Consider the following 23,985-nt stretch of genomic DNA (forward strand, 5'->3'; position numbering starts at 1 on the left):
TATGCCATATTATCGAGATGCTGTAACTATGTGTCCAAGAGCCCATCGTTCAATCGCAAGACACGATCTGCCTTGGCAGCCAGTTGCAGGTCATGGGTGACCAGTATCAGGCTCGTCTTTTGCAAGCGAGCCCGCTCGATCAACAATCCGAACACAACTGATGCCGTATGACTATCAAGGTTGCCGGTTGGTTCATCGGCCAGCAAACACGACGGCTGGCTGACCAGCGCCCGGGCGATCGCCGCCCGCTGGCGTTCGCCGCCAGAAAGCTCGCCCGGCCGGTGCTCCAGGCGGTGCCCAAGCCCGACGGCAGCCAGCGTTTCCGCAGCCCTCTCCAGCGCCGCCGGGCGCTTTTCGCGACCAATGAGCAAGGGCATGGCAACGTTTTCCAGCGCCGAAAACTCCGGCAACAGGTGATGAAACTGATACACGAAACCGAGGTGCCGGTTGCGCCAGTCGCCGCGCTGCACCTCGCTGAGTGACGAGAATTCCCGGCCCATCAGGGACACGTCGCCCGCCGTCGGCCGGTCCAGGCCACCCAGCAGATGCAGCAAGGTACTCTTGCCCGAGCCGGATGCGCCAACGATGGCGACGGTTTCGCCCGGCATCACGCTGAGGTCGATGGCGGAAAGAACAGGCACGTCCAGCCCGCCGCCGCGAAACACCTTGGTAACGCCGCGGGCAATCAGAACGGGATCACTCATAGCGCAGGGCCTCCGCCGGATTGACGCGGGAAGCCCGCCAGCTGGGGTAAAGGGTGGCCAGCAAGGCGAGCACGAAGGCGATCAGCGTGACGCCCCAGACATCGCCCCACTGCAGGTCGGATGGCAGGTCGGAAATGTAATAGACCTCCTTGGACAGGAAATGCACACCGAGCAGGCGCTCGATGAAGGGCACCACCACATCGATATTCAGCGCCAGTGCCACGCCGCCGGCGATCCCGAGGCCCAGCCCGATGAAGCCGACCAGCGCCCCCTGGATCACGAATACCGCCATGATCGACAAGGGCCGCGCGCCCAGCGTGCGCAGGATGGCGATGTCGGCCTGCTTGTCGGTTACCGCCATGACCAGCGTCGATACCAGGTTGAAGGCGGCCACTGCAACAATCAGCGAGAGGATGATGAACATCATGTTCTTCTCGATCTGCACGGCACGGAAGAAATTGGCGTGGCTCTTGGTCCAGTCGTTCAGGTAGGCGTCGGCGTCGATGTAGCGGACCAGTTCGCGGGCGATACGCGGCGCCTGGAACAGGTCGTCGACCTTGAGCCGCACGCCGGTCACCCGGTCGTCCATCTGGTAGAGCCTTTGCGCATCCTCAAGGTTGATCAGCGCCAGCCCGGAATCGTATTCGTACATGCCGACCTCGAAGATGCCGACCACACGGAACGACTTCAGGCGCGGCACCACGCCGGCCGGTGTCACCGTGCCCTGCGGCGCGATCAGCGTCACCTTGTCGCCGGTGAAGACGCGCAGCGAGCGAGCCAGGTCGGCACCGAGCACGACGCCGAACTCGCCCGGACGCAGGTCGTCCAGGCTGCCGCTCTGGATGGTCTTGCGGAAATCGGCGACCTTGTCCTCCTGGTCGGGCAGGATGCCGCGCACGATGGTGCCCTTGACCCCCCCATCGACACTGAACATGCCCTGCGACTGCACGAAAGGGGCTGTCGCACGAACTTCCGGATGCTTCATCGCCTGCTCGGCAATCGCCGGCCAGCCGGTCAGCTCGCCATTGATCCCGGTGATCTGGATATGCGAAGCCACGCCGAGGATGCGCGTGCGCAATTCCTTCTGGAAGCCGTTCATCACCGAGAGGACGACGATCAGCGCGGCCACGCCGAGCCCGATACCGAGCATCGAGATCAACGAAATGAATGAAATGAAATGGTTGCGTCGCTTGGCCCGCGTATAGCGCAGGCCGATCAACAGTTCGTAGGGCAATGCCATTCGTCGGGTACAGGCGTAAAAAGTCGCCATGGTACACTCTTCCGCCTTATCCCACCCTGACCGACCCGCGAACGTTTCCCGTGCACCTCACCCTGCTTGTCCCCGAACTGATCTGGCCTGAACCGAACGACCAACTGACCCTCGGGAAGCTCTCGGTGCCGGGCTTCGAATGGCTCGCCAGCCGCGCCCGCTTCGACCGCCAGCCCAAACAGGCTTTTGAAATCACCCTCGCCCGGCTGTTCGGCACCGACGATATGCCGTTCGCCCCCCTGCGCCTGCTCGGCGAATCGCCGGACGATGCGGCGCGCGACGGCCACTGGCTGTGCGCCGACCCGGTCCACCTGCGTTTTCACCACGAACGCATCGTGCTCGCCGATGCCGGCGCCTTCGATGTCGACGACGACGAAGCGATTGCCCTCGTCGGTGCGCTGAACGAAACCTTTGCCGACGTCGGACGCTTTCACGTCGCCACCTCGTGCCGCTGGTATCTGCGCCTGAACGAAGCGGTCGACCACCCGGCCGAACCGCTGTCGACCATCGCCGGCCGGCGCATGGATGGCGAACTGTCCGGCAAGGAAAGCCGCCTCACCCGCTGGCTGAACGAGGTGCAGATGTTCCTGCACGGCCACCCGGTCAACGCCAGACGCCAGGCCGAGGGCAAGCCGGCCATCAACAGCCTGTGGCTATGGGGAGGCGGCACCCTGCCCGTGCTGCAGGCCGCCGCCTGGTCGGCCGTATCGACAAGCAACCCGCTGGCAACCGGACTGGCCCTGGCATCGGGCATCCCCGCCAGGCCGCTGCCGGCCAACCTGGCCGAACTGCTTCAAGGTGCCGCCGGCGACCGCCAGCTGGTCGTACTCGACGCCCTGCTGCCGCCCGTGCTGTACGAGGATGGCGAAGGCTGGAAGCGTGCCTGGCAGGCGCTGGACAGCAACTGGTTCGCCCCGCTGCAAGGCGCCGCGGGCCGCCGCGTCACCAGCCTGAGCATCGTCGCGCCGACCGTTTACGGCTTGCTGACCTGGACCCTGCACGCCACGGATCGCTGGAAATTCTGGCGCCGCAGCCGTCCGCTGGCCTCTCTCGCCACGGCACTGGCCTCGGGAGAAACGCCATGACCCGGATCACCACCCGCAGCGCGGCACCACGCGTCGTCTGGCAACTGGAGCAGCAAGGCCTGCACCCGCTGCTCGCCCGCCTTTACGCCGCACGCGGCATCAAGGACAAGGCCGAACTCGACTACGAACTGAAGTCGCTGATCCCGCCGGCCGCCCTGACCCATGCCGGCGACGCCGCGCAACTGCTGGCCGACGCCATCGAGGCCGAGGCCAAACTGCTGATCATCGGCGACTACGATTGCGACGGCGCCACCGCCACGGCGGTCGGCATGCGCGCCCTGAAGGCGCTCGGCGCCGATGTCGATTTCCTGCTCCCCGACCGCTTCAAGCTCGGTTACGGCCTGTCGCCGGAAATCGTGGACGTCGCCGCCGAGCAGTCGCCGGACCTGATCATCACCGTCGACAACGGCATCGCCAGCCTGGAAGGCGTCGCCCGCGCCCAGCAGCACGGCATCGCCACGCTGATCACTGACCACCACCTGCCGGGCGACACGCTGCCCGACGCCGAATGCATCGTGAATCCCAACCAACCCGGCTGCGATTTCCCGTCCAAGTGCATAGCCGGCGTCGGCGTCATGTTCTACGTCATGCTCGCCCTGCGCGCCGAACTGCGCGAACGGGGATACTTTTCCGAACGCCCGGAGCCTAATTTCGCCAACCTGCTCGACCTCGTCGCTCTGGGCACCGTCGCCGACGTGGTCAAGCTCGACCGCAACAACCGCATCCTGGTCAGCCAGGGCCTCAAGCGCATGCGCGCCGGCCAGATGCAACCGGGCATCGCCGCCCTGTTCAAGGCCGCCGGCCGCGACCCGAAGCGCGCCACCGCCTTCGACCTCGGTTTCCTGCTCGGCCCGCGCCTCAATGCCGCCGGCCGCCTGGCCGACATGCGCCTCGGGGTCGAATGCCTGTTAACGGACGATCCAGCACGCGCCCTGACCATCGCGCAGCAACTCGACAATTTCAATCGCGAACGGCGCGAAATCGAAGCTGGCATGCAGGAACAGGCGCTGCACCTGCTCGACAGCATGGAGGTGGACGGCACGGCTGCCGGCATCGCGCTCTATGACGAAAGCTGGCACGAAGGCGTGGTCGGCATCCTCGCCTCGCGCATCAAGGACAGGCTGCATCGCCCGGTATTCGCCTTCGCGCCCGGCGAAGGGGGAATCATCAAGGGCTCCGGCCGCTCCATTCCCGGCCTCCACCTGCGCGACGCGCTCGATCTGGTCGCCAAGCGCCAGCCGGGCCTGCTGGTGCGCTTCGGCGGCCACGCCATGGCGGCCGGCGCCACCTTGCGCGAAGGCGATTTCGAACGCTTCAACGAGACCTTCGCCGCCGTCGCCGGAGAACTGCTCGACCCCGCCGACCTGACCCGCACGCTGGAAACCGACGGCAACCTCGAAGGCGGTTACCTGTCGCTGGAAGCCGCCCGCCTGCTGGAAAACGAAATCTGGGGCCAGGGCTTCCCCGCGCCGCTGTTCGTCGACGAGTTCGATGTCGAACAGCAGCGCGTGCTCAAGGAAAAGCATCTCAAGCTGCGCCTGCGCAAGGGCAACAGTCGCATCGACGCCATCCAGTTCAATTTCAGCACCCAGCCCGGTGGCCACACGCGGGCCGCCTACCGGCTGGCGATCAACGAATACATGGGCGTCGAAAGCCCGCAGCTGATGGTCGAGTATCTGGAGTAAAGCAGGCCAGGAGAAGGCAAGCCCGCCACCGCCCCTCTCCTCGCCGCCCGTCCGCTCAATTACCGCCGGCGGCGTCGGGAAATACGAAATCGACGCGGCGCAACAAGCGCCAGCATTCGGACGAGCGGCAGTTGGTCGACTTAACCGCGCCACCGACCTGCCTTCTGATCTGATAGGTACTGACGCCCTGCTTTTTCAGCGCATTGGCAACGGCACCGATGCGCGCATCGGCAATCGCCAGATTGAAGGAACGGCTGCCTTGATTGGCGGCGTAACCAACCAGGGTCACGGACTGCCGCCGGTCGTTCAACAGGCGACCGGCCAGCAGCTTGAGCTTGCCTCGCTCGGATGACGCGATGGCACTGGAGCCCGGCGAAAAAAAGACGCTCTCCTCCGGATTGACCGGCAAGCCCTCGCTTTTCTCCACCGCCTTCGGTTTGTCCTGCGCACCCTGCCCGGCCCGAGCCTCGACCTGGGGTACCGGCGCGCCCGATGCACCCGGCGTGACCGGCGGCGTTTCCGGCCGGGGTGTGGTGGCACAAGCGGCGAGCAGCGTGACCAGAAGCGGGATGGCGATGCGCCGTACCATTCGTCTACTCCGCATCGCGCACCATGTCGGCCAGGGGAACCCGCGCAAACTGGTCGTCGCTATCCTGCAGATGCTTGATCAGTTCAGCTAGATTTATATTCAATGTTTTCAAGGCAACCTCTGGCAGGCTGGCGAGCGCCGCCGGCAGCACACCTTCGGCCGGGCCCGGCAGGCGCGCGATAAGTGCCTGGCCAGACGAGGCGAGGACCAGGCCAACCCGGCGCCGATCGGTTGCCGCCTTCTGCCTTTCCAGATAACCCAGACCGACCAGCCTTTCAACCAGCTGGCTGCAGGTCGACTGATGTATGCCCAGTCGCTGCGCCAGCTCGGTGACACCGATGGCCGGGGTGCGCTCGACCTCCTGGAGAATCCACATCTGGCTGCCCGGCAGGCCGCAACACTGCTCGATGAGGCGGAAATACTGCCGCATGGTGCCGTAGATGACACGAAATTGCTGCAGCACGTCGAGCGGCAGACTGGGAGTAGAAATTTTCATAAAAATTGCACGAAACGGGTGCGAGAATTATATTTATAACCAATGTAGTTTACAACCACCCAAAAACACTCATTTCCCGGCCTCGTCGGCCCGCCCCGGTGCCAGCAGCTTTTACCCCCATGTTGAATTCCATACAGCTCTTCGGTTTCGTCCTGCTTGGCGGCCTGCTCGCCGGCGAAACCGCGCGCCGGCTGGCCAGGCTGCCGAGAACGACGGGCTATGTGTTGTTCGGCCTCCTGGTCGGACAGAGCGGCAGCAACTGGGTAACGCCGCTGCATGTCGAGTCGGCCCAGTTGTTCATCGACCTCGCCCTCGGCCTGATCCTGTTCGAGCTCGGTTATCTGGTACCGGCCGTGAGCCGGACGGAACGCCTGGCCCGCCTGCGGGCCGGAACCGCCGTCGCCCTCGCCTCCGGGGGGCTGCTTTTCGCCGGGTTCGTGGTCAACGCGGTACCGGCCACCGTGGCGCTTTTCGCGGCCGCGCTGTGCCTGGCCACCTCGCCAGCCATCACCATCGCCACCTGCAGCGATGTCGGTGCCCGGGGCGAGCGTACGGGCCTGCTCTACTCGCTGGTCGCCATCAACGGCGTCATCGCCTTCGCCATCGTCATGCTCACCCTTCCCTTCCTCGACGACGGCCAGTCCCTCGGCACCTTCGGACGCCTGAGCACAGGGCTCGGCAGCATTGTCGGCTCTTTCCTGCTCGGCGGGGCGTGCGCCGCAATCGTCCTGCTCGGAGCGGAGCGCCTCGAGCGCCAGGCCGAACACCAGCACCTGCTGATTCTCGGCACCATCGTGCTCGGCGTCGGCACCGCGATCTATCTCGACATCTCGGTCTTCCTGCCCATGCTCGTCTTCGGCGCCATGGTCAGGGCAATCGACCACGACAACAAGGTAGTCGCCATCCGCATCGCGAGCGACGCCCGGGTCTTTCTGGTCATCACCTTCGTCCTGGCCGGGGCGGCGCTCGATATCGGCCACCTGTTTTCCTATTGGCGCGAAGCACTGCTGATTTCGCTGGTGCGTTTTGTCGGGCAATGGGCTGCCGTCTGGCAATACCGCAAGAGGCTGGCCCTGAACCCGCGCGAATGCCTGTTGTTCAGCATCGGCCTGCAGCCGATGTCGAGCGTCGCGCTGGTGCTGCTGGTCAACATGCAGATGCTGCACAACCAGATGAGCCCGGACCTGATCGGCATGCTGATGGCGACCATCCTGCTCATGCAACTGCTCGGCCCGCTGGCCACGCAAACGGCCATCCTCGGCTTCGGAGAGGCGACACGGCTGCAGCCCGCCGCCGAGCCGCCGGCAAACCATCGACAAGGAGTCTCATGATGGCAAGACGTCCCTTACGTATCGGCCTCTCGGCCCGGATCTACCACCCGCTGCCCGGTGCGACCGGCCTGCAATCCAAGTCGCTGCACTACCTCGAGCAGTCGGTTGCCCACTGGGTCATGTCGCGCGAAGTCATGGTCTTCATGATTCCCTCGGTGAGCGGCGATGGCCTGGTTCATCGGAGCAGCATCCGTCTCTCCGATTATCCGCAGCATCTCGACGGCCTCGTCCTGCAAGGCGGCGCCGACATCAGCCCGCAGTCCTACGGCGAGGAGCCGCTGCAGCCCGAGTGGGCGGGCGACCGCCTGCGCGACGCCTACGAGATGGAACTGCTGCACGAATTCATGGAAGCCGGCAAGCCGGTGCTCGGCATCTGCCGTGGCGCCCAGCTGATCAACGTCGCGCTCGGCGGTACGCTGTACCAGGATATCGCCACGCAGTACGAACGCCCCGACATCCACGTCCATGACGATTACGACAAGCACGCCCACGCCGTCGCCTGGGAGGCGGGTGGCAGCCTGGCCAAGCTCTATACCGAACAGGCCGGCGGGCGGGTGGTCTCCATTCACCACCAGGCGATCAGGGCCGTCGGCAAGGGCTTGCGGATCGAGGCGCGCAGCACCGAGGACGGACTGATCGAAGCCATTCGCCTCGATGCCAAATCCTATGTACTCGGCCTGCAGTGGCACCCGGAATTCCACCCGCCGGGCAGCCCGGACCTGCTGAACTGCACGCCTATCCTCGACGAATTCCTCAACGCCGCGCGAGGCCGGCGATGGTGAGGTCGGGACTGCCCATGGGGTGGCGCACGATGGGAGGGCGGAGATGATCGAACGCCTCCTCGCTCCGCTGCGCAACGTCTGGGACAGCCTGGTCGAGCGCCTGTTCTTCCTGCCGCCCTTTCCGGAAAGCATCGACTCGCTGGCCCTGTTCAGCCTGCTGCTGGTCGTCGGACTGCTTATCGGCGAATGGCTGCACGCCCACGCCCGCTGGCCCAAGGTCATCGGCTACGTGCTGGCCGGCATCGTATTCGGGCCATCGGCGCTGGGCTGGATCAGCATCGAGGCGCTGGCCCAGGCACGGCCGATTGCCGATGCGGCGCTCGGCCTGCTGATGCTGGAGGTCGGCCGGCGTCTCGAACTGAAATGGTTGTGGGGCAATGCGGCCTTGCTGCGCGGCACGCTGGCCGACATTTCGCTCTCTTTTGTGCTGATCTTCGCCTTCGCACTCTGGCTGGTCGGCCTGTCGCCGGCCTGGGCGGCTGCCACCGCGGCCGTCACCATGGCCTCGGCGCCGGCCGTCGTCCTGCTGACCATCGAGGAGTCGAGGGCGCAGGGGCAGGTCACCGAGCGCATCATCCTGCATACCGCTATCGGTTCGGCCGCTTCCTTCGTCGCTTTTGCCGTCGTCCTTGGCATCGTGCATGCCGAATTGAGCGCGGACTGGCTGAACGCCATCCTGCATCCGCTCTGGGTAGTAGCCGGGGCGCTGCTCGTCGGCGGCCTCGGCGCCTGGCTGGCGCTGCGCATCGCCCGCACCCTGCCCAAGCGTTCGCTGGCCCAGGTTTTCGTACTCATCGCCTGCGCCTTGCTCGCCGTGGGCATCGCCCGCATGCTGGCCGTACCGGTCTTCCTGACCCTTTTCCTGATGGGCGTGCTGCTCGCTGCAACCGACCGACAGCAGACGCTGCGCTATACCGACCTGCCGGAAGGCCACTGGCTGCTCGCCATCGTGCTTTTCGTCATCGTCGGCGCCTCCTTGCCATGGCAGGACTTCACCTGGGTGGCCGGCCTGCAGGCACTCGGCCTGCTGCTCGTCCGTGCCACCGCCAAGGCCGCAGCCCTGGCCTGGTCGGGCGGCAGCCTGCCGCTGTCCAAGCGCTTGCTGGTCGGCGTCGGCATCCAGCCCCTGTCGGCCACGGCCGTGTTCATGGCGTATGAGATAGCCGGCCTTTATCCGGAAGTCGGACGCTCCGCACTGACCCTGCCGCTGTTCGCGGCGGCGATGATGGAACTGATCGGCCCGGCGCTCTGCCGCCTGGCCTTGAGCCGCTCCGGCGAATGCGGCGCCGGCGACAAGGGAGGTATCGCATGAGCGACAAGGGACTGGAAAACTTCAAGGAGAGCGCACCGCTGTCGCTCGGTGTCGAACTCGAGCTGCAACTCGTTTCCCGACGCGATTTCGATCTGACGCGCGGCGCCACCGACCTACTCGACAGCCTCGATTACGACGGACGCTTCGGTGAAATCAAGCTGGAAATCACCGAAAGCATGATCGAGATCAGCACCCAGGCGCAATTGACTGTCGACGGCATCGCCGCCGACCTGGCCGGCCTGCGCGACACGCTGCGTCAGCACGGCGAACGCAACAACATCGGCATCTGCGGCGGCGGCACCCACCCCTTCCATCACTGGCCGGAGCGGCGTATCTGCCCGGGCGAGCGCTTCAACGGCCTGTACCAGCGCTACGGCTACCTGGCCAAGCAATTCACCGTCTTCGGGCAGCATATCCACGTCGGCTGCACCTCGGCCGACGAAGCCATCTGGCTGACCCAGGCGCTCGGCGTCCATGTGCCGGCCTTCATCGCCCTGTCAGCCTCGTCGCCCTTTGTCGACGGCGTGGACAGCCTCTACCAGTCGGCCCGTCTCAACGCGGTATCGGCCTTCCCGCTCAGCGGACAGTGCCCGCCGCTGAACGACTGGCCGGATTTCTGCCGGCATTTCGAATTCCTGCAGGCCTGCGGCATTGCGCAAGGCATCAAGGACTTGTACTGGGATGTGCGGCCGAAGCCCGAGTTCGGCACGGTCGAGATTCGCGTCTGCGACACCCCGCTCTCCATCGAGCAGGCCATCGCCCTGGCCGCCTTCGCCCAGTCGCTGTCGCGCTGGCTGTTGCGCACCCGACCGGCGCTACAGACCGAGAGGCAGGCCCATGTCGCCCGCTATAACAAGTTCCAGGCTTGCCGCTACGGTCTGGATGCGGAAATTTCCGATCCGTCCGGCCTTTGCCGGCAGCCGCTGCGACAGACCCTGACACCGCTGCTCGAAGCGATTTCCGAAGACGCCGGTGAACTCGGCTGTCTGCATTGGCTGAGTCCGCTAAAAAACATGCTTGCCGGAGGAACTGGCGATGCCGCCTGGCTGCGCGAGCGCTTCCGCCAGCATGGCAACCTGAATGATGTGGTGCGCGAAACCGGCGAACGCCTGATGCGCTGAATAACCCGAGATGGAGAATGAAAATGAGTCGCCGCTGGCCAGTTGTCCTGTTCCTGCTCCTGCTGCCGCCGGCAGCCCCGGCGGTGACGCCGAGCTGTCAGTTCGACAAGCTGCCGGCGGGCGAGCAGAAGCTCGGTCCCTGGATCGATAAACACAACTGGCTGGATATCGAAAACCAGCGCCTGACCCTGCAGTCCGCCAGCACCTTCATGCCGGCCTGGCGCATGGCGCCTTCCACCGACCGGCCGGCTGCAGCACCGGCCAGCCGGCTGCTGGAAGACCTGCCGGCAGTCGATCCGCTGGATGGCAAGGCGCGCAGCCTGGGTTTCCTGCTCGACAGCCGGCTGGCGACCGACGGCATCGTCGTGCTGCGCAACGGAAAAATTGTCGCCGAGCGCTACCGCAACGGCTTGGTATATGACCGGCCGCGCCCGCTGCTCGAGGCCACCCGCCCGTTGCTCAATCTGCTCGGGGCGATGAGCGTCAACCAGGGCAAGCTCGCCACCGACAAATCGGTTTCCCGCTATATCCCGGCCTTCGCCAACTCGGGCAGCCTGCGCAAGATATCGATTCACCGCCTGCTCGACGGCGACGAACGCCTCGCCTGGAGCCCGGAGGAACTTGCCGACTGGCGGCAGGCCGCCGGCTGGACCGGGAACGAAACCGGCAAGGGCGTCCGGACCTGGCTTGCCCAGCCGAATCTCTGGGACAAGCCGCTGCGCACGGGGCTGGATACCGGCGCCACGGCAACGCCCGAAGACGACCTGCTGGCCTGGGCCCTGGCCGAAAGCAACGGCCGGCCGCTGGCCCGACTCTTCTGCGAGCAACTGCTGCTCCCCGCCCAGCCGGAGCACGAGGTGCTGTGGCTGAGCGATGCCCAGGGTGTCGAACTGGCGAATGGCCTCAGCCTCTCGCCACGCGATTTCGCCAGGCTCGGACAACTGCTCGTCGAGGCGCGCAGCAGCCGCAAGCGGGCCAGGATACCCGGCTGGTTCATCGAAACCCTGCTGGCCTCGTCCGGTATCCGTGCAGGCGACATCCAGGGCTTGCCCAAGGGCAGCGAGCGACGCTACGGCTTCGTCCATTTGGGCGGCGCCCCCAATCGCGTCGCCCTCATCGGCACGCACGGCACCAGCCTCTACCTGGATTTCGACAAACGCCTCGTCATCGCCAGCTTTGCCAGCTACCCGCAGGCACATACGCCGGCCATGCTGGCCTTGCTCGAACAGGTCTGGCTGTCCATCGAACGCGGACTGAAACCCACCGGAAAGCGCTGATCGACCTGCGCCGGGCGGCGCGCCCGGAAAGTGCATCCGGATGCCGCCGTGCCCACCGGCTATAATTGAGGTTTTGCCACGCACCGAGAAGAACGTCATGGAAGCCGAACAACTCAACAGCATCTCCAACAAGCTCGACGATCTGGCGCAGCGCGCCGCCGAGCTTCGGAGGTATCTTTGACTACGATCACAAGCGCGAACGCCTGACCCTCCTCAACCAGGAGATGGAAGATCCCAAGATTTGGGACGATCCGAAACGCGCCCAGGAACTGGGCAAGGAAAAGAAATCGCTGGAAGATATCGTGCTCGTCCTCGAAGCCGTCGATAACGGCGTCAACGACGGCCGCGAGCTGTTCGCCATGGGCAAGGACGACAACGACGACGACACGCTGCTCGCCGTCGAGGCCGACAACGCCGAGCTGGAAAGCAAGCTCGCCGCCCTCGAATTCCGCCGCATGTTCAACAACCCGTCCGACCCGATGCCCTGCTTCCTGGAAATCCAGGCCGGCGCAGGCGGTACGGAAGCCCAGGACTGGGCCTCGATGCTGCTGCGCATGTACCTGAAATACGGTGAAAAGAAGGGCTTCTCGGTCGAGGTCATGGAAGAATCCGAAGGCGACGTGGCCGGCATCAAGAGCGCCACCGTCAAGTTCTCCGGTGACTACGCCTACGGCACGCTGCGCACCGAAACCGGCATCCACCGCCTGGTCCGCAAGTCGCCGTTCGACTCCAACGCGCGCCGCCACACCAGCTTCACGTCGGTGTTCGTCTTCCCGGAAGTGGACGACTCGATCGAAATCGCCATCAACCCGGCCGACGTGCGTACCGACACCTACCGCGCCTCCGGCGCCGGCGGTCAGCACATCAACAAGACCGACTCCGCCGTCCGTCTGACCCACGTGCCGACCGGCATCGTCGTGCAGTGCCAGAACGACCGTTCGCAGCACCGCAACCGCGATGAAGCCTGGCAGATGCTGCGCGCCCGTCTCTACGAGTTCGAACTGCGCAAGCAGCAGGCCGAACAACAGAAGCTGGAAGATGCCAAGTCCGATATCGGCTGGGGGCACCAGATCCGTTCCTACGTGCTCGACCAGTCGCGCATCAAGGATCTGCGCACCAGCTTCGAAACCGGCAACACCCAGGCCGTGCTCGACGGCGACCTCGACGGCTTCATCGAAGCCAGCCTGAAACAAGGCGTCTGAGGCCCGGGGTGAGTCAGCCATGACTCGCCTCTTCGTCTGGCTGACCGGCGCGCTGCTCCTGCTCGTGCTGGCCGCCGGCGGCCTGTTTCTGGCGGCGCTGGAGGATGCGCCGCTGGTGGAGCGCGACGAGAACATCTCGCCGGCTGCCATCGACCAGGCACGCCGGCTGTTCCACACCAACGATCCTCGTCGTCTGCAGCGTGGCGAGGCCCGCCACACCGCAATCCCGGCCACGCTGATCGACGAAGGCGTCAACGCCCTGGCCAGTCGCGGCCTGAAAGCACGGGGCGCTTTCATCCTGACCGGGGAAATGGCCGAAATCCGGCTCACTCGCCGCATTCCCCTGATTCCCGACGGACCTTTCCTCAATCTGAAAGCGAGCATTCGCCCAGGCAGCGGCGAGCCGAAGATCGACACCGCGTCGATCGGGCAGACCCGGATTCCCCCCGCCGTTCTCGAAGCCCTCCTGAACATCGCCGCCGATGCAAGGGGTTACGGCCCGGAATGGCAACTGGCCCGCAAGGCGGTCCATGAGCTGGCCTTCGATCCGGCGCACCGACTGGTCATCGTCGGCTATACCTGGGAACCCTCCCTGCTCGACCACGCGCGAGCCATCGCCTTCTCGCCCGACGACCTGGTGCGCATTCGCTCCGCCCAGGAATCGCTGGCGGGATATCTCGACCACTACGCGTCGGGCCGGCGCATACCGTTCGCCGGGGTGTTGCAGGCCATGCTGGATGTGAACGGCAGCGACCAGCGGGAAAACCGGCGGGCCGCCTTGCTCGTCCTCGGCATTTATCTCGCCGAGAAAAACATCTCGTCGCTGATACCTGAAGCCCGCGGCTGGCCGCCATTGCGGCCGGTCGTCATGATGCTCGCCGGCCGCAACGACAGTGCCCAGCATTTTGCGGTTTCCGCCATGCTCGCCGCCTGGGCCGGCGAGCCTGTCGCCGACGCCATCGGCCTGTACAAGGAACTGGCCGATGCCCGCCACGGCAGCGGATTTTCCTTTGCCGACCTGGCCGCCGACCGTGCCGGCACCCGCTTCGGGGAACTGATCAACCGGCGCGACCAGCGGCTGATCACCTTGTTGAACCGCGAAATCCAAGACCACGACATGGTACCGCCGCTTGGCGATCTGCCGGAATCGATCAGTGCCATTGCGTTCCAGCGCCGCTTCGGTAGCACGTCCAGTCCCGCCTATCGCCAACTGACAGCCGAAATCGAGCGGCGCCTCGACGGCATGCCCCTTTACCAGCCAGCGCAACGATGATCGACAATCTGTACTCCGACCTTCCCGCTTCGCCCCGACAGGACGAACTGTTCCGGGAACTGCTCAAGCGCCCCGGATTGCGTATCGAACGCATCGTCTCCACCGGCCAGGCTAGCCCGAGCGGATTCTGGTACGACCAGCCGGAAGGCGAGTGGGTGCTGCTCCTGCAGGGTGAGGCGGGAATCCGCTTCGAGGACACAGCGGAAGCGCTGGCGCTGCTACCCGGTGATTTCCTGGAGATCGCCCCGCATCGACGGCATCGGGTGGAATGGACTCATCCGGACCTGACGACCGTCTGGCTTGCCATCCACTACGCGGCCTGAGACCCGAAAAGCGCGATTGCCCGTGCCGGGCGGCCCCGCGACAACCCTGCCGGGCTTGTCAGATCTCGGAAAGGAAAGTCCTGGCCAAAGGATGGCCGGTCGCTTTCCGACCGATCCGGAGCCATCGCAAGAGCACGGAATGCAGCACCCGAGCCTGAATCGGCTTCGGGATGAAATCGTTCATGCCGGCGTCGAAGCAACGCTGCCGGTCACCCTCGAAGGCATTGGCGGTCACCGCGATGACGGGAAGTCCCGCCCTGTCCGGCATGGTCCGTATCAGACGGGTAGCCTGCATGCCGTCCATATACGGCATCTGAACATCCATCAGGACCGCCGCGTAGTCACGCTCGCGAACAGCCCGCACCGCCTCGAGGCCGTTCTCCGCCATATCGACCTGCAGACCGGTGCCTGCCAGCATCGCCAGTGCCACCTCCCGGTTGACCTGGTCGTCGTCGACCAGCAGCAAGCGCTTGCCGGCAAAGTGCCAGGCAATATCGTCCAGCGGCAATTCAACCGGTGCCGGAAGCGCGGCACACGGCACGCCGGCCCTCGCCAGCTTGACGACAAACCAGAAGGTGCTGCCCGTTCCGGGAGTGCTGGTCACCCCGACCTCGCCCCCCATCAATCCGACCAGTTCGCGCGTAATGGCCAGGCCGAGTCCGGTACCGCCGTAACGGCGGGTGCTTGAGCCATCGGCCTGGCAGAAAGAGTCGAAGATGCTGTAGAGGTATTCCGGGGCAATGCCGATCCCGGTGTCGCGCACTTCAAAACGCAGCTGACAGAACGATTCGGAATCTTCGATGACCGACGCGCTCAACGTGACGCTGCCGCGCTCGGTAAACTTGACGGCATTCGAAGCGTAATTGAGCAAAGCCTGGCTCAGGCGAACCGGGTCGCCAAGCAAATCGGACGGCAACGCAACGGCCTCGACCCGGAAGCTGAGGCCTTTGCCAGCCGCGCGGTTCTCGACGGCCGCGGCAACGCCGGCCAAGAGGCTGTCGATGGAGACAGGCACCGACTCCAGTTCCAGCTTCCCGGACTCGAGCTTTGAAAAATCCAGAATCTCGTCGATCAAGCCGACCAACCGGTGTCCCGCCGCATCGATATGCTCGACCTGTTCGCGGGCGTCGCCGGTCAGCCCCCTTTGCTTGAGCAGGAAGGACATCCCGACGATGGCGTTCAACGGAGTCAGGATTTCATGGCTGACATTGGCCAGGAGTTCGGATTTCATTCGGCCGAGCCGGGCAGCCGAATCCCTGGCCACCTCCAGTTGATCGGCCAGCGCCTGTTCGTCGCTGACATCTCGCGTCAGCAGGGCAAAGCGGCGCCCGCCATCGGCCGGTTCGATTTCGAGGGACGACAGTTGCAGCGGGAAAACACGCCCATCGACTCGCCGCCCGGTGAAGCGCAAACGCTGGATATCCTGCTCGCCAATCAGCCAGCACAACGACTCCATGCATTTGGCGCCGTCCCGCTCGTTCATCAGAAAATTGGCAAAATTGCGCCCCCCCGGATCGCCCGCAATGCCGAACATGCTTGCGGCATTGTGATCCATGGACAGCACGAAGCCTTCCTCATCGACTACCGTCACCCCGAGTTCGGTTGCCTGCAGGAGCTTGTGGCTGCGCTCCTCGGCGCGCTCCCTGGCGACCAGATTGCTTATCCGGGCGCGCAACTCGACCGGAAAAACCGGCTTCGCCACGTAGTCGTCGATACCCAGGTGAAACAGTTCGACACGCCGCTGCGGCGTATCGAAAGCGGTCAGCGCGACAATCGGAATTTCACCTTTTGGCGCGGATTGCCGCCTGATCCGGTTGATCAGGCGCGATCCGGTCATGTGCCCGCCAAGCACGATGTCGGTCACCACCAGATCGTAATCCGCCCTCAGGAACGCAGGCCAGGCTTCATCGGCGGAAGCGAAGGCATCCACCTCCGCTCCCCATTCGCGTAGCTGCGCGGCAAGCGCCAGACGCTGCTCCGGTGCATCCTCGACATAGAGAATCCGGCAACGCAACGGCTGTTGCGCATCGAGAAAATGGCGCGAAAAGGCCACCAACTCATCCAGATCCTGCTTGCGAAAAATCTCCGTAATGCCCGCACGCTCGGCATCCATGGCCATTTCAGCGCTGGGGCTGCCGGTCAGCAGCACGATCGGCGCTATCGGCACCAGGCCATCGCAGCGCAACTGCCGGCCAAGCGATACCCCGTCGGAGTCGCTCAACTGACCGGAGATCACCACGAAATCCGGCATTTGTGCGGCCGCCTCGGCAAGCGCCTCCATCCGGGTCGCCGACAACACGAAGTCGACACCACGGAATCGATTGAAGCTTTGCTGAAGTATCTCCCGGTACAAGGGAGAACTCTCGACGATCAGAACTCGCACAAAACACCTTTTCTGCCAATATCGTTAAGAATAATACCATCCCGCACAAAGTTTTACAGTGTTTCATGCAGCCTGAATTTCGATCTTTTCATATGGTTGCTTTGGAAATCCCGCCGGACACCGTGGCGAGATGCCAACACTCACCAAAGCGGCTTCGCCCAGCACGGCCACGCGCATCGCCGGCCTTGTCCTTAGGTAGCGAAATCGGCGAAAATTCAGGGTTTTAGCGGTAGCCCGCAGCAAACCCAATTTTCAAGGATTCCCCATGTCCCAAACCGACAACGCCGAACAGCCCGTCCAGCAGGACGAGAACCACATCATCGCCGAGCGCCGTGCCAAGCTCGCCGAGTGGCGCAAGACGGGCCAGGCCTTCCCGAACGACTTCCAGCGCGAGAACACCGCCGCCAAGTTGCACGAAGGCTACGGTGAGAAATCCGCTGAAGAACTGGAAGGCCTGCCGGTCGAGGTCAAGGTCGGCGGCCGCATGATGCTCAAGCGCGTCATGGGCAAGGCTTCCTTCGCCGCGCTGCAGGACGTCTCCGGCCGTATCCAGGTTTACGTCGCCCGCGACAAGGTCGGCGAAGACGTCTATGCCGCCTTCAAGGGCTGGGACCTCGGCGACATTCTCGGCGTCGTCGGCACGCTGATGAAGACCCGCACCGGTGAACTGACCATCCAGGCCACCGAAATCCGCCTGCTGACCAAGTCGATCCGCCCGCTACCCGACAAGTTCCACGGCCTGTCCGACCAGGAACTGAAATATCGTCAGCGTTATGTCGACCTGATCATGAACGAGGAAACGCGCTTCACCTTCCGCGCCCGCTCGGCCATCGTCCAGTCGATCCGCAACTACATGACCGGCCACGGCTTCATGGAAGTCGAGACGCCGATGATGCATCCGATCCCCGGCGGCGCCTCGGCCAAGCCCTTCGTCACGCACCACAACGCGCTCGACATGCAGCAGTTCCTGCGCATCGCCCCCGAGCTGTACCTGAAGCGTCTGGTGGTCGGCGGTTTCGAGAAGGTTTTCGAAATCAACCGCAACTTCCGTAACGAAGGCCTGAGCCCGCGCCACAACCCCGAATTCACGATGATGGAGTTCTATGAGGCGTACGCGAACTACCACACGCTGATGGACTTCACCGAAGGCCTGCTCCGCCATGCCGCGCGCGAAGCGCTGGGCAAGGAGGTCTTCATCTATCAGGGTCGCGAACTCGACCTGTCCAAGCCCTTCCACCGCCTGACCATCAATCAGGCCATCCAGCGCCAGCATCCGGAATTCTCCGATGCCGAACTGGCCGATACCGACTTCCTCAAGGCCAAGATCAAGCACTTCGGCGAGCCGGTCAAGCCGGGCGGCCTAGGCAGCCTGCAACTGCAGTTGTTCGAAGCCTGCGCCGAAGCCCAGTGCTGGGAGCCGACCTTCATCATCGATTACCCGGTCGAAGTCAGCCCGCTGGCCCGCGCTTCCGACAGCAACCCGGAAATCACCGAACGTTTCGAGCTGTTCATCGTCGGCCGCGAAATCGCCAACGGCTTCTCCGAGCTGAACGACGCCGAAGACCAGGCCGCCCGCTTCATGGATCAGGCCAAGGCCAAGGATGCCGGCGACGAGGAGGCGATGTATTACGACGCCGATTTCATCCGCGCGCTGGAATACGGGCTGCCGCCGACCGGTGGCTGCGGCATCGGCATCGATCGCCTGATCATGTTGCTGACCGACAGCCCGGCGATTCGCGATGTGATTCTTTTCCCCTCCATGCGCCCCGAATGATGCGCGGCTGCGCTTGCCAACTCGGCGTTGCCGGTAGCCTTGCATAGCGCTGCTATGCGGCGGCTGCCGGCGCCTTGATTTGGCGGCGCTCGCTCACGCATCGGTTGAAATCCGAGCATGCAAATCCGCCAACTGCAGATCGCCCATGACGCCCTGCAGGATCGCCTGATCCTGCGGGTATCGACGCAGGCGGACGAGGAGTTCCGGGTCTGGCTGACCCGGCGCTTCCTGCGCGAATTGTGGCCGCACCTGACCAAGCTGCTGGCGCAGCCGCAAAACAGCATCCAGCTCGTTCCAGGCGCCGAGGCCATGCCGACACCGCCCAGTTTCGAACAGCCGTTCCTTGATGACAAGGCAACCTACCCGCTCGGCTCCAATCCTCTGCTGACCAGCGAAATCAAGGTCGATACCCTGGCTGACGGCAGTTTCCACCTGACTTTCCGTGAAGGCCGCGAGCGCAGCTTCGATCTCGGCCTGACGCCCGACCTGCTGCAGGCGCTGTGCGCCATGCTGAGGGCGGCTGCCGACCAGGCCCAATGGAGCCTCGATATGGCTTACGCCACGCCCGCCGCGACCCAGGCCTCCGCAGGCAAAATCGCGCCCCACCTCCATTAAGCGGTGGACAAGCTGCAGCCGGCCCGTCTCGCACTCACCCCGGACGGCATTCCCATTTCCGCGGCCGGCGGCCCCCTGCCACCGGCGGCCTATGGCAATCCGGCGCTGGCACGCCACGTGTTCATGGGCGGCAACGACCTGCCCGGACGCTGGCAAGACCGGGACCGTTTCGTCGTTCTCGCAACCGGCTTCGGTCTTGGCCTCAATTTCCTGAGCACCTGGCAAGCCTGGCGCAATGATCCTCTGCGTTGCCGGCGCCTGCATTTCGTCGCCATCGAAAGCCATCCCTTCACTGTCGCCGACCTCGCCTCCGCCCATGCCGCCTGGCCCGAGTTCGCCGCGCTGGCCCGCGCGCTGCAAGAACACTGGCCGCCGCTCACCCCCGGTATCCACCGCCTGCATCTCGACGCCGGCCAAGTCATCCTGACCCTGGTTTTCGGCGATACCGGCACACAACTGCGCGCGCTCGACGCTGCTGCGGATGCTTTCTACCTTGACGATCACCCGCCAGGCCAGCCTCCGGAACCCTGGACGCCGGCGCTGTGCCATACCCTCGCCCGTCTTGCCGCGCCCGGCGCCACACTAGCTTGCAGCAACGCCGATGAACAGCTTGGCGCAGCGCTGCGTAGCGCCGAATTTGACACCGAGACCCACCAGGGTGCCGCCGGCCAGGCACCGATACTGACCGCCCGCTTCCGCTCGCGACGTCCGAACCGCCATGCGCCGCCCGCAGAACGCCGTGCCATCGTCATCGGCGCCGGGATTGCCGGCAGTACCGCGGCCCATGCCTTGGCCGGCGCCGGTTGGCGCGTCACGGTATTCGAGCAGGCCGACGCCCCCGCTACCGGCGCATCCGCCAACCTGGCCGGCGTGCTGCGTCCGCTCCCGTCCGCCGACGACAACCGCCTGTCGCGCCTGACGAGGGCAGGCTACCAGGCTACCCGCGCCTTGCTGGAGCAGCTTCCGGCGGTACGCTGGGATGCCTGCGGCGTCCTGCATCTCGGCCGCGAACCGGTCCACGAAGCACAGCAACGGCGTGCCGTCGAACAGCTGGGCTGGCCGCCGGAGGTGCTGCAGTTCATCGACCGCGACGAGGTCAGCCGTCGCCTCGGCTGGCCGGTCGACACCGGCGGCTGGTGGTTTCCAAATGGTGGCTGGGTACGCCCTTCCAGCCTTTGCCAGGCTGCGTTGGCCGCCTTTCCGGAACGCATCGTGGTGCGCTACGGAACCGCCGTGGAACGACTGAACCGGGTATCCGCAGGCTGGCAGGCCCTGGCAGCCGATGGTACGGTCATCGCCGAGGCGCCTGTGCTGATCATGGCCAGCGGCCATGCCGCACCGCGTTTCGAGCAATTCGCGTGGCTGCCGCAGCGCGCCGCACGCGGGCAGGTCAGTCATCTGCCGGCCGGCGCCACTCCGGATTTGCCGCACGTGGTCTGCAAGCTGGGCTACGCCATGCCGGCCATCGACAGCCTGCGCCTGATCGGCGCCACCTTGCAATCCGGCGATCAGGACACCGCGCTGCGCACCATCGACCATCAGGAAAACCTTGCCCGGCTCAACCTTAGCCTGCCCGGTTTTGCCCAAGGCGTGGATCCATCCACCCTCAGCGGCCGCGTCGGATTCCGCCCGATGTCGCCGGACCGTCTGCCCATCGTCGGCCAGCTGCCCGACCCCGCGGCAACGACCCCGAATGCCCGCCTGCACAGCCTGCCGCGCCAGCCGGGGCTATGGTGCGTCCAGGGCTACGGCGCACGCGGCATCGTCTGGTCGGCACTGATGGCCGACCTGCTTGTCTCCCGCCTGGAAGGCGAGCCGCTGCCCCTGGAAAACGACCTCGTGGACGCCGTCGATCCCGGCCGCTTCCTCCTGGCACCCCGGCGTCGCGCGATACCCTCCGGCGACAATGCGTAAGCACTTGTAAGGGTTTGTTTCGGGCGTCGTCGTCCTCCATCGAGCCGCGTTATTCGGTTTAACCAAGCCCCACGACGAGGACAACCGATGAAACCCAGCACTCACACCACCCACCCGATGGTCATTGTTGCGGCAACCGCCGCCACCATCGCCAGCCTTGCCGCCACCGCCCATTACGCCGGGCTGCTGCCCCGAACGTCAGCCGAGCCGGTGTCGCCATCCGCACTGGTTGCTGCGCCGGCCCAGACCGCCGCGCCGATGCAGGCGACAGCCCCGGAAACGAAGCCGGCACAGCGCCCCTATTCCGCCGTGACGCCGAAACCGCGCCAGAGAGCCGAGGATGTACCGCCCGTCGCGCTGACCGGCGCCCCCGCCCGGAATGCCGGCGACTGGCGCCGCGTCAGTGAGCGGACCACGACCGCCTACCCCGCCCCCAACGACGTCGGCATCGACGTCATTCCCGCCCGCCCTTCGGCACCGGCATGCAGCGATTGCGGCATCGTCGAATCGGTGCGCGAAGTCAGCACGCCGGCGGACGGCAGCGGTCTTGGCGCCATCGCCGGCGGTGTCGTCGGCGGGCTGCTCGGCAAACAGGTCGGCAAGGGCAACGGCAGCAACGTAGCGGCCATCGTCGGCGCGCTGGGCGGCGCCTACGCCGGCAACCAGGCGGAAAAGCACTACCGTGCCGAGAAGCATTACGAGATCACGCTGCGCCTGGACGACGGAACGACCCGGACCATCACGCAGGAAACGGCACCGCGCTGGCGGGGTGGCGAACGCATCCGTCTGAGCAACGGCAACCTCCTGCCGGTCTGAACCCCCGCGTCCGATGATCGAACATCAGGGCCACCGCCCACAAAGCGGTGGCCCTGATACACTTTGCGTTTTCACTCCACCAAACAAAAGAGAGAGACGCACGCATGAAGATCGAAACCATTGCCGTCCACGGCGGCTACTCGCCGGACCCGACCACCAAGGCCGTCGCCGTCCCGATCTACCAGACAACCTCCTACGCTTTCGACAGCACCCAGCACGGTGCCGACCTGTTCGACCTGAAAGTCGCGGGCAACATCTACACGCGCATCATGAACCCGACGCAGGACGTGCTGGAAAAGCGCGTCGCCGAAATGGAAGGCGGCATTGCCGCGCTGTGCATGGCTTCCGGCATGGCCGCCATCACCGCCGCGATCCAGACCATTGCCGAAGCCGGCGACAACATCGTCACTTCCAGCACCCTGTACGGCGGCACCTACAACCTGTTCGCCCACACCCTGCCGCAGTACGGCATCGAGGTGCGCTTCGCCGACTACCGCGATCCGCAGGCTTTCGAGAAGCTGATCGACGGCAAGACCAAGGCTGTGTTCTGCGAATCCGTCGGCAACCCGCTCGGCAACGTCACCGACTTCGAAAAGCTGGCCGAGGTCGCCCACAAGCACGGCGTACCGGTCATCGTCGACAACACCGTGCCGTCGCCCTATCTGTGCCGCCCCTTCGAGCACGGCGCCGACATCGTCGTCCATGCGCTGACCAAGTACCTCGGCGGCCACGGCAACTCCATCGGCGGCATCATCGTCGATAGCGGCAAGTTCCCATGGGCCGAGCACAAGCAGAAGTTCAAGCGCCTCAACGAGCCGGACGTTTCCTACCACGGCGTCGTCTACACCGAAGCCCTCGGTCCGGCCGCCTACATCGGCCGCGCCCGCGTGGTACCGCTGCGCAACATGGGTGCCGCCATCTCGCCGTTCAACGCCTTCCTGATCCTGCAAGGCATCGAAACCCTCGCCCTGCGCATGGACCGCATCTGTGCCAACTCGATCAAGATCGCCCGTTTCCTCAAGGATCATCCGAAGGTCAGCTGGGTCAACTATGCCGGCCTGGAAGATCACAAGGACCACGCGCTGGTACAGAAGTACATGGGCGGCCGCGCTTCCGGCATCCTCAACTTCGGCGTCAAAGGTGGCCGCGACGGCGGCGGCAAGTTCCAGGATGCGCTGAAGCTGGTCACCCGCCTGGTCAACATCGGCGACTGCAAGACCCTGGCCTGCCATCCGGCTTCGACCACGCACCGCCAGCTGTCGCCGGAAGAACTGGCCAAGGCCGGCGTGTCGGAAGACATGATCCGTCTGTCGGTTGGCATCGAACACGTCGACGACCTGATCGCCGACCTGGATCAGGCACTCAACGCCGCCTGACAACGGACCTTCCGCCCGGCAGGCACCGCGGGCACATGACCGAAATGCCGATCACGGTGGTGATCGGCATTTTTCATGCTGCTGGCGCGGCCTCGGAACGCCCCCTACGCTTCACATGACAGATACGCGACAACCTTTACCTCACCAGCCCCGGAATAGCCATGAATGGGTGCTCCGGCACATGACGCCATCGGACCTGCCGGCGGTGCTGAGCGTCCAGCAACGCTGCTATCCGCCATCCATGAACGAAACGGCCATCGCGATAAGCGATCGCCTGGCGTGTGCGCCAGACTTTGCCTGGGTTGCGCTGCTGGATGAAACCCCCGCCGCCTATCTGATGACCTATCCATCGACCACGGGTAAGGTCACGCCGCTGGGTGGCGCCTTCGACATCCCGAAAAATCCGGATTGCCTGTATTTCCACGATCTGGCCGTATGCCCGACGGCGAGCGGAAAGGGGCTGGGTGCCGCACTGGTGCGCCATGCCCTGGCATCATCCCGGTGGCGCACGGCGGCGCTGGTCTGCGTTCAGGACGCCCGCAGGTTCTGGATGCAACAGGGATTCACCGACATCGAAACGCTCGAGGCGCAGCAGGCTGCGCACCTGGCCACCTATCCCGGCACGGCCCGCTACATGCTCAGGCGCCTGGACTGAGG

Annotated in this window: 21 protein-coding genes; 16 read left to right on the forward strand and 5 right to left on the reverse strand. The window is 65.0% G+C overall.

The window, feature by feature from the left end:
- Positions 1-26 precede the first annotated feature (26 nt).
- Positions 27-704, reverse strand: coding sequence for a lipoprotein-releasing ABC transporter ATP-binding protein LolD (lolD, locus tag F1002_RS16445; RefSeq protein ID WP_150430125.1), 678 nt, complete (start codon positions 702-704; stop codon positions 27-29).
- Positions 697-1,944 (reverse strand): lipoprotein-releasing ABC transporter permease subunit, encoded by a 1,248-nt coding sequence (locus F1002_RS16450; protein WP_046536610.1) that lies wholly within the window; start codon positions 1,942-1,944, stop codon positions 697-699. Before F1002_RS16450 ends, lolD begins: the two co-directional genes overlap by 8 nt.
- A gap of 80 nt (positions 1,945-2,024) precedes the next feature.
- On the opposite strand from F1002_RS16450, the gene F1002_RS16455 reads away from it, so the two are divergent.
- Positions 2,025-3,059 carry a hypothetical protein gene (locus F1002_RS16455; RefSeq protein WP_150430126.1) on the forward strand — a complete coding sequence of 345 codons (1,035 nt, stop codon included), beginning with the start codon at positions 2,025-2,027 and terminating at the stop codon, positions 3,057-3,059.
- Entirely contained in the window at positions 3,056-4,744 is a 1,689-nt protein-coding gene (gene recJ, locus F1002_RS16460) for a single-stranded-DNA-specific exonuclease RecJ (RefSeq protein ID WP_150430127.1), read from the forward strand. Before F1002_RS16455 ends, recJ begins: the two co-directional genes overlap by 4 nt.
- A 55-nt stretch (positions 4,745-4,799) precedes the next feature.
- On the opposite strand, the gene F1002_RS16465 is transcribed toward recJ, so the two are convergent.
- A complete protein-coding gene (locus F1002_RS16465; RefSeq protein ID WP_191090442.1) occupies positions 4,800-5,333 on the reverse strand; it encodes an OmpA family protein in 534 nt (177 codons plus the stop codon).
- Positions 5,334-5,337: 4 nt separating this feature from the next.
- On the reverse strand, positions 5,338-5,829 hold the full coding sequence (locus F1002_RS16470; RefSeq protein ID WP_150430129.1) for a MarR family winged helix-turn-helix transcriptional regulator: 492 nt from the start codon (positions 5,827-5,829) through the stop codon (positions 5,338-5,340).
- Between the two features lie 119 nt (positions 5,830-5,948).
- Here F1002_RS16470 and F1002_RS16475 point away from each other — a divergent pair, with 119 nt between their 5' ends.
- The 8 genes from F1002_RS16475 to F1002_RS16510 all read left to right on the forward strand — a co-directional run bounded on the left by F1002_RS16475 (position 5,949) and on the right by F1002_RS16510 (position 14,450).
- Positions 5,949-7,160 (forward strand): cation:proton antiporter, encoded by a 1,212-nt coding sequence (locus tag F1002_RS16475; RefSeq protein WP_150430130.1) that lies wholly within the window; start codon positions 5,949-5,951, stop codon positions 7,158-7,160.
- Complete coding sequence (locus F1002_RS16480) at positions 7,160-7,942, forward strand: gamma-glutamyl-gamma-aminobutyrate hydrolase family protein (RefSeq protein ID WP_150430131.1); 783 nt, start codon at positions 7,160-7,162, stop codon at positions 7,940-7,942. The genes F1002_RS16475 and F1002_RS16480 overlap by 1 nt, the downstream gene beginning before the upstream one ends.
- Positions 7,943-7,985: 43 nt before the next feature.
- Positions 7,986-9,254 (forward strand): cation:proton antiporter, encoded by a 1,269-nt coding sequence (locus F1002_RS16485; protein ID WP_150430132.1) that lies wholly within the window; start codon positions 7,986-7,988, stop codon positions 9,252-9,254.
- Positions 9,251-10,375, forward strand: a complete 1,125-nt coding sequence (locus F1002_RS16490) for a YbdK family carboxylate-amine ligase (RefSeq protein WP_150430133.1) — start codon at positions 9,251-9,253, stop codon at positions 10,373-10,375. The genes F1002_RS16485 and F1002_RS16490 overlap by 4 nt, the downstream gene beginning before the upstream one ends.
- A gap of 23 nt (positions 10,376-10,398) precedes the next feature.
- Positions 10,399-11,652: a serine hydrolase gene (locus F1002_RS16495; protein WP_191090443.1), complete on the forward strand. Its 1,254-nt coding sequence runs from the start codon at positions 10,399-10,401 to the stop codon at positions 11,650-11,652.
- Positions 11,653-11,749: 97 nt separating this feature from the next.
- Positions 11,750-12,854, forward strand: a protein-coding gene (gene prfB, locus F1002_RS16500) for a peptide chain release factor 2 (protein ID WP_150430135.1) whose coding sequence is annotated in 2 segments (ribosomal slippage) — positions 11,750-11,830 and positions 11,832-12,854 — 1,104 coding nt in all. Because the reading frame shifts where the segments join, the coding sequence is not laid out codon by codon here.
- Between the two features lie 19 nt (positions 12,855-12,873).
- Positions 12,874-14,127, forward strand: a complete 1,254-nt coding sequence (locus tag F1002_RS16505) for a hypothetical protein (RefSeq protein WP_150430136.1) — start codon at positions 12,874-12,876, stop codon at positions 14,125-14,127.
- Positions 14,124-14,450: a cupin gene (locus F1002_RS16510; protein WP_150430137.1), complete on the forward strand. Its 327-nt coding sequence runs from the start codon at positions 14,124-14,126 to the stop codon at positions 14,448-14,450. Before F1002_RS16505 ends, F1002_RS16510 begins: the two co-directional genes overlap by 4 nt.
- Positions 14,451-14,508: 58 nt before the next feature.
- Here the strand turns inward: F1002_RS16510 and F1002_RS16515 are convergent, their stop codons facing one another.
- On the reverse strand, positions 14,509-16,833 hold the full coding sequence (locus tag F1002_RS16515; RefSeq protein ID WP_150430138.1) for a response regulator: 2,325 nt from the start codon (positions 16,831-16,833) through the stop codon (positions 14,509-14,511).
- A gap of 265 nt (positions 16,834-17,098) precedes the next feature.
- Here F1002_RS16515 and lysS point away from each other — a divergent pair, with 265 nt between their 5' ends.
- The 6 genes from lysS to F1002_RS16545 all read left to right on the forward strand — a co-directional run bounded on the left by lysS (position 17,099) and on the right by F1002_RS16545 (position 23,983).
- Positions 17,099-18,607, forward strand: a complete 1,509-nt coding sequence (lysS, locus tag F1002_RS16520; protein ID WP_150430139.1) for a lysine--tRNA ligase — start codon at positions 17,099-17,101, stop codon at positions 18,605-18,607.
- Between the two features lie 117 nt (positions 18,608-18,724).
- Positions 18,725-19,222 carry a hypothetical protein gene (locus tag F1002_RS16525; RefSeq protein WP_150430140.1) on the forward strand — a complete coding sequence of 166 codons (498 nt, stop codon included), beginning with the start codon at positions 18,725-18,727 and terminating at the stop codon, positions 19,220-19,222.
- A 3-nt stretch (positions 19,223-19,225) separates the two neighbouring features.
- Positions 19,226-21,136 carry a bifunctional tRNA (5-methylaminomethyl-2-thiouridine)(34)-methyltransferase MnmD/FAD-dependent 5-carboxymethylaminomethyl-2-thiouridine(34) oxidoreductase MnmC gene (gene mnmC / locus F1002_RS16530; protein ID WP_150430141.1) on the forward strand — a complete coding sequence of 637 codons (1,911 nt, stop codon included), beginning with the start codon at positions 19,226-19,228 and terminating at the stop codon, positions 21,134-21,136.
- Between the two features lie 87 nt (positions 21,137-21,223).
- Positions 21,224-21,952, forward strand: coding sequence for a glycine zipper 2TM domain-containing protein (locus tag F1002_RS16535; protein ID WP_150430142.1), 729 nt, complete (start codon positions 21,224-21,226; stop codon positions 21,950-21,952).
- Positions 21,953-22,056: 104 nt separating this feature from the next.
- The gene (locus F1002_RS16540) at positions 22,057-23,328 is read left to right on the forward strand and encodes an O-acetylhomoserine aminocarboxypropyltransferase/cysteine synthase family protein (protein ID WP_150430143.1); all 1,272 of its coding nucleotides are present in this window, start codon (positions 22,057-22,059) and stop codon (positions 23,326-23,328) included.
- A 181-nt stretch (positions 23,329-23,509) separates the two neighbouring features.
- On the forward strand, positions 23,510-23,983 hold the full coding sequence (locus F1002_RS16545; RefSeq protein ID WP_191090444.1) for a GNAT family N-acetyltransferase: 474 nt from the start codon (positions 23,510-23,512) through the stop codon (positions 23,981-23,983).
- The last annotated feature ends 2 nt before the right edge of the window (positions 23,984-23,985 follow it).

Source organism: Dechloromonas sp. CZR5, from assembly GCF_008711155.1.
In the GTDB taxonomy this organism is placed as follows: Bacteria; Pseudomonadota; Gammaproteobacteria; order Burkholderiales; family Rhodocyclaceae; genus Azonexus.

Coding starts and splice junctions, on each gene's coding strand:
- F1002_RS16505 (WP_150430136.1), top strand. CDS start 12,874: ATGACTCGCCTCTTCGTCTGGCTGACCGGCGCGCTGCTCCTGCTCGTG.
- lolD (WP_150430125.1), bottom strand. CDS start 704: ATGAGTGATCCCGTTCTGATTGCCCGCGGCGTTACCAAGGTGTTTCGC.
- F1002_RS16490 (WP_150430133.1), top strand. CDS start 9,251: ATGAGCGACAAGGGACTGGAAAACTTCAAGGAGAGCGCACCGCTGTCG.
- recJ (WP_150430127.1), top strand. CDS start 3,056: ATGACCCGGATCACCACCCGCAGCGCGGCACCACGCGTCGTCTGGCAA.
- F1002_RS16475 (WP_150430130.1), top strand. CDS start 5,949: ATGTTGAATTCCATACAGCTCTTCGGTTTCGTCCTGCTTGGCGGCCTG.
- F1002_RS16485 (WP_150430132.1), top strand. CDS start 7,986: ATGATCGAACGCCTCCTCGCTCCGCTGCGCAACGTCTGGGACAGCCTG.
- F1002_RS16480 (WP_150430131.1), top strand. CDS start 7,160: ATGGCAAGACGTCCCTTACGTATCGGCCTCTCGGCCCGGATCTACCAC.
- F1002_RS16540 (WP_150430143.1), top strand. CDS start 22,057: ATGAAGATCGAAACCATTGCCGTCCACGGCGGCTACTCGCCGGACCCG.
- F1002_RS16525 (WP_150430140.1), top strand. CDS start 18,725: ATGCAAATCCGCCAACTGCAGATCGCCCATGACGCCCTGCAGGATCGC.
- lysS (WP_150430139.1), top strand. CDS start 17,099: ATGTCCCAAACCGACAACGCCGAACAGCCCGTCCAGCAGGACGAGAAC.
- F1002_RS16465 (WP_191090442.1), bottom strand. CDS start 5,333: ATGGTACGGCGCATCGCCATCCCGCTTCTGGTCACGCTGCTCGCCGCT.
- F1002_RS16495 (WP_191090443.1), top strand. CDS start 10,399: ATGAGTCGCCGCTGGCCAGTTGTCCTGTTCCTGCTCCTGCTGCCGCCG.
- F1002_RS16470 (WP_150430129.1), bottom strand. CDS start 5,829: ATGAAAATTTCTACTCCCAGTCTGCCGCTCGACGTGCTGCAGCAATTT.
- F1002_RS16535 (WP_150430142.1), top strand. CDS start 21,224: ATGAAACCCAGCACTCACACCACCCACCCGATGGTCATTGTTGCGGCA.
- F1002_RS16545 (WP_191090444.1), top strand. CDS start 23,510: ATGACGCCATCGGACCTGCCGGCGGTGCTGAGCGTCCAGCAACGCTGC.
- F1002_RS16450 (WP_046536610.1), bottom strand. CDS start 1,944: ATGGCATTGCCCTACGAACTGTTGATCGGCCTGCGCTATACGCGGGCC.
- F1002_RS16510 (WP_150430137.1), top strand. CDS start 14,124: ATGATCGACAATCTGTACTCCGACCTTCCCGCTTCGCCCCGACAGGAC.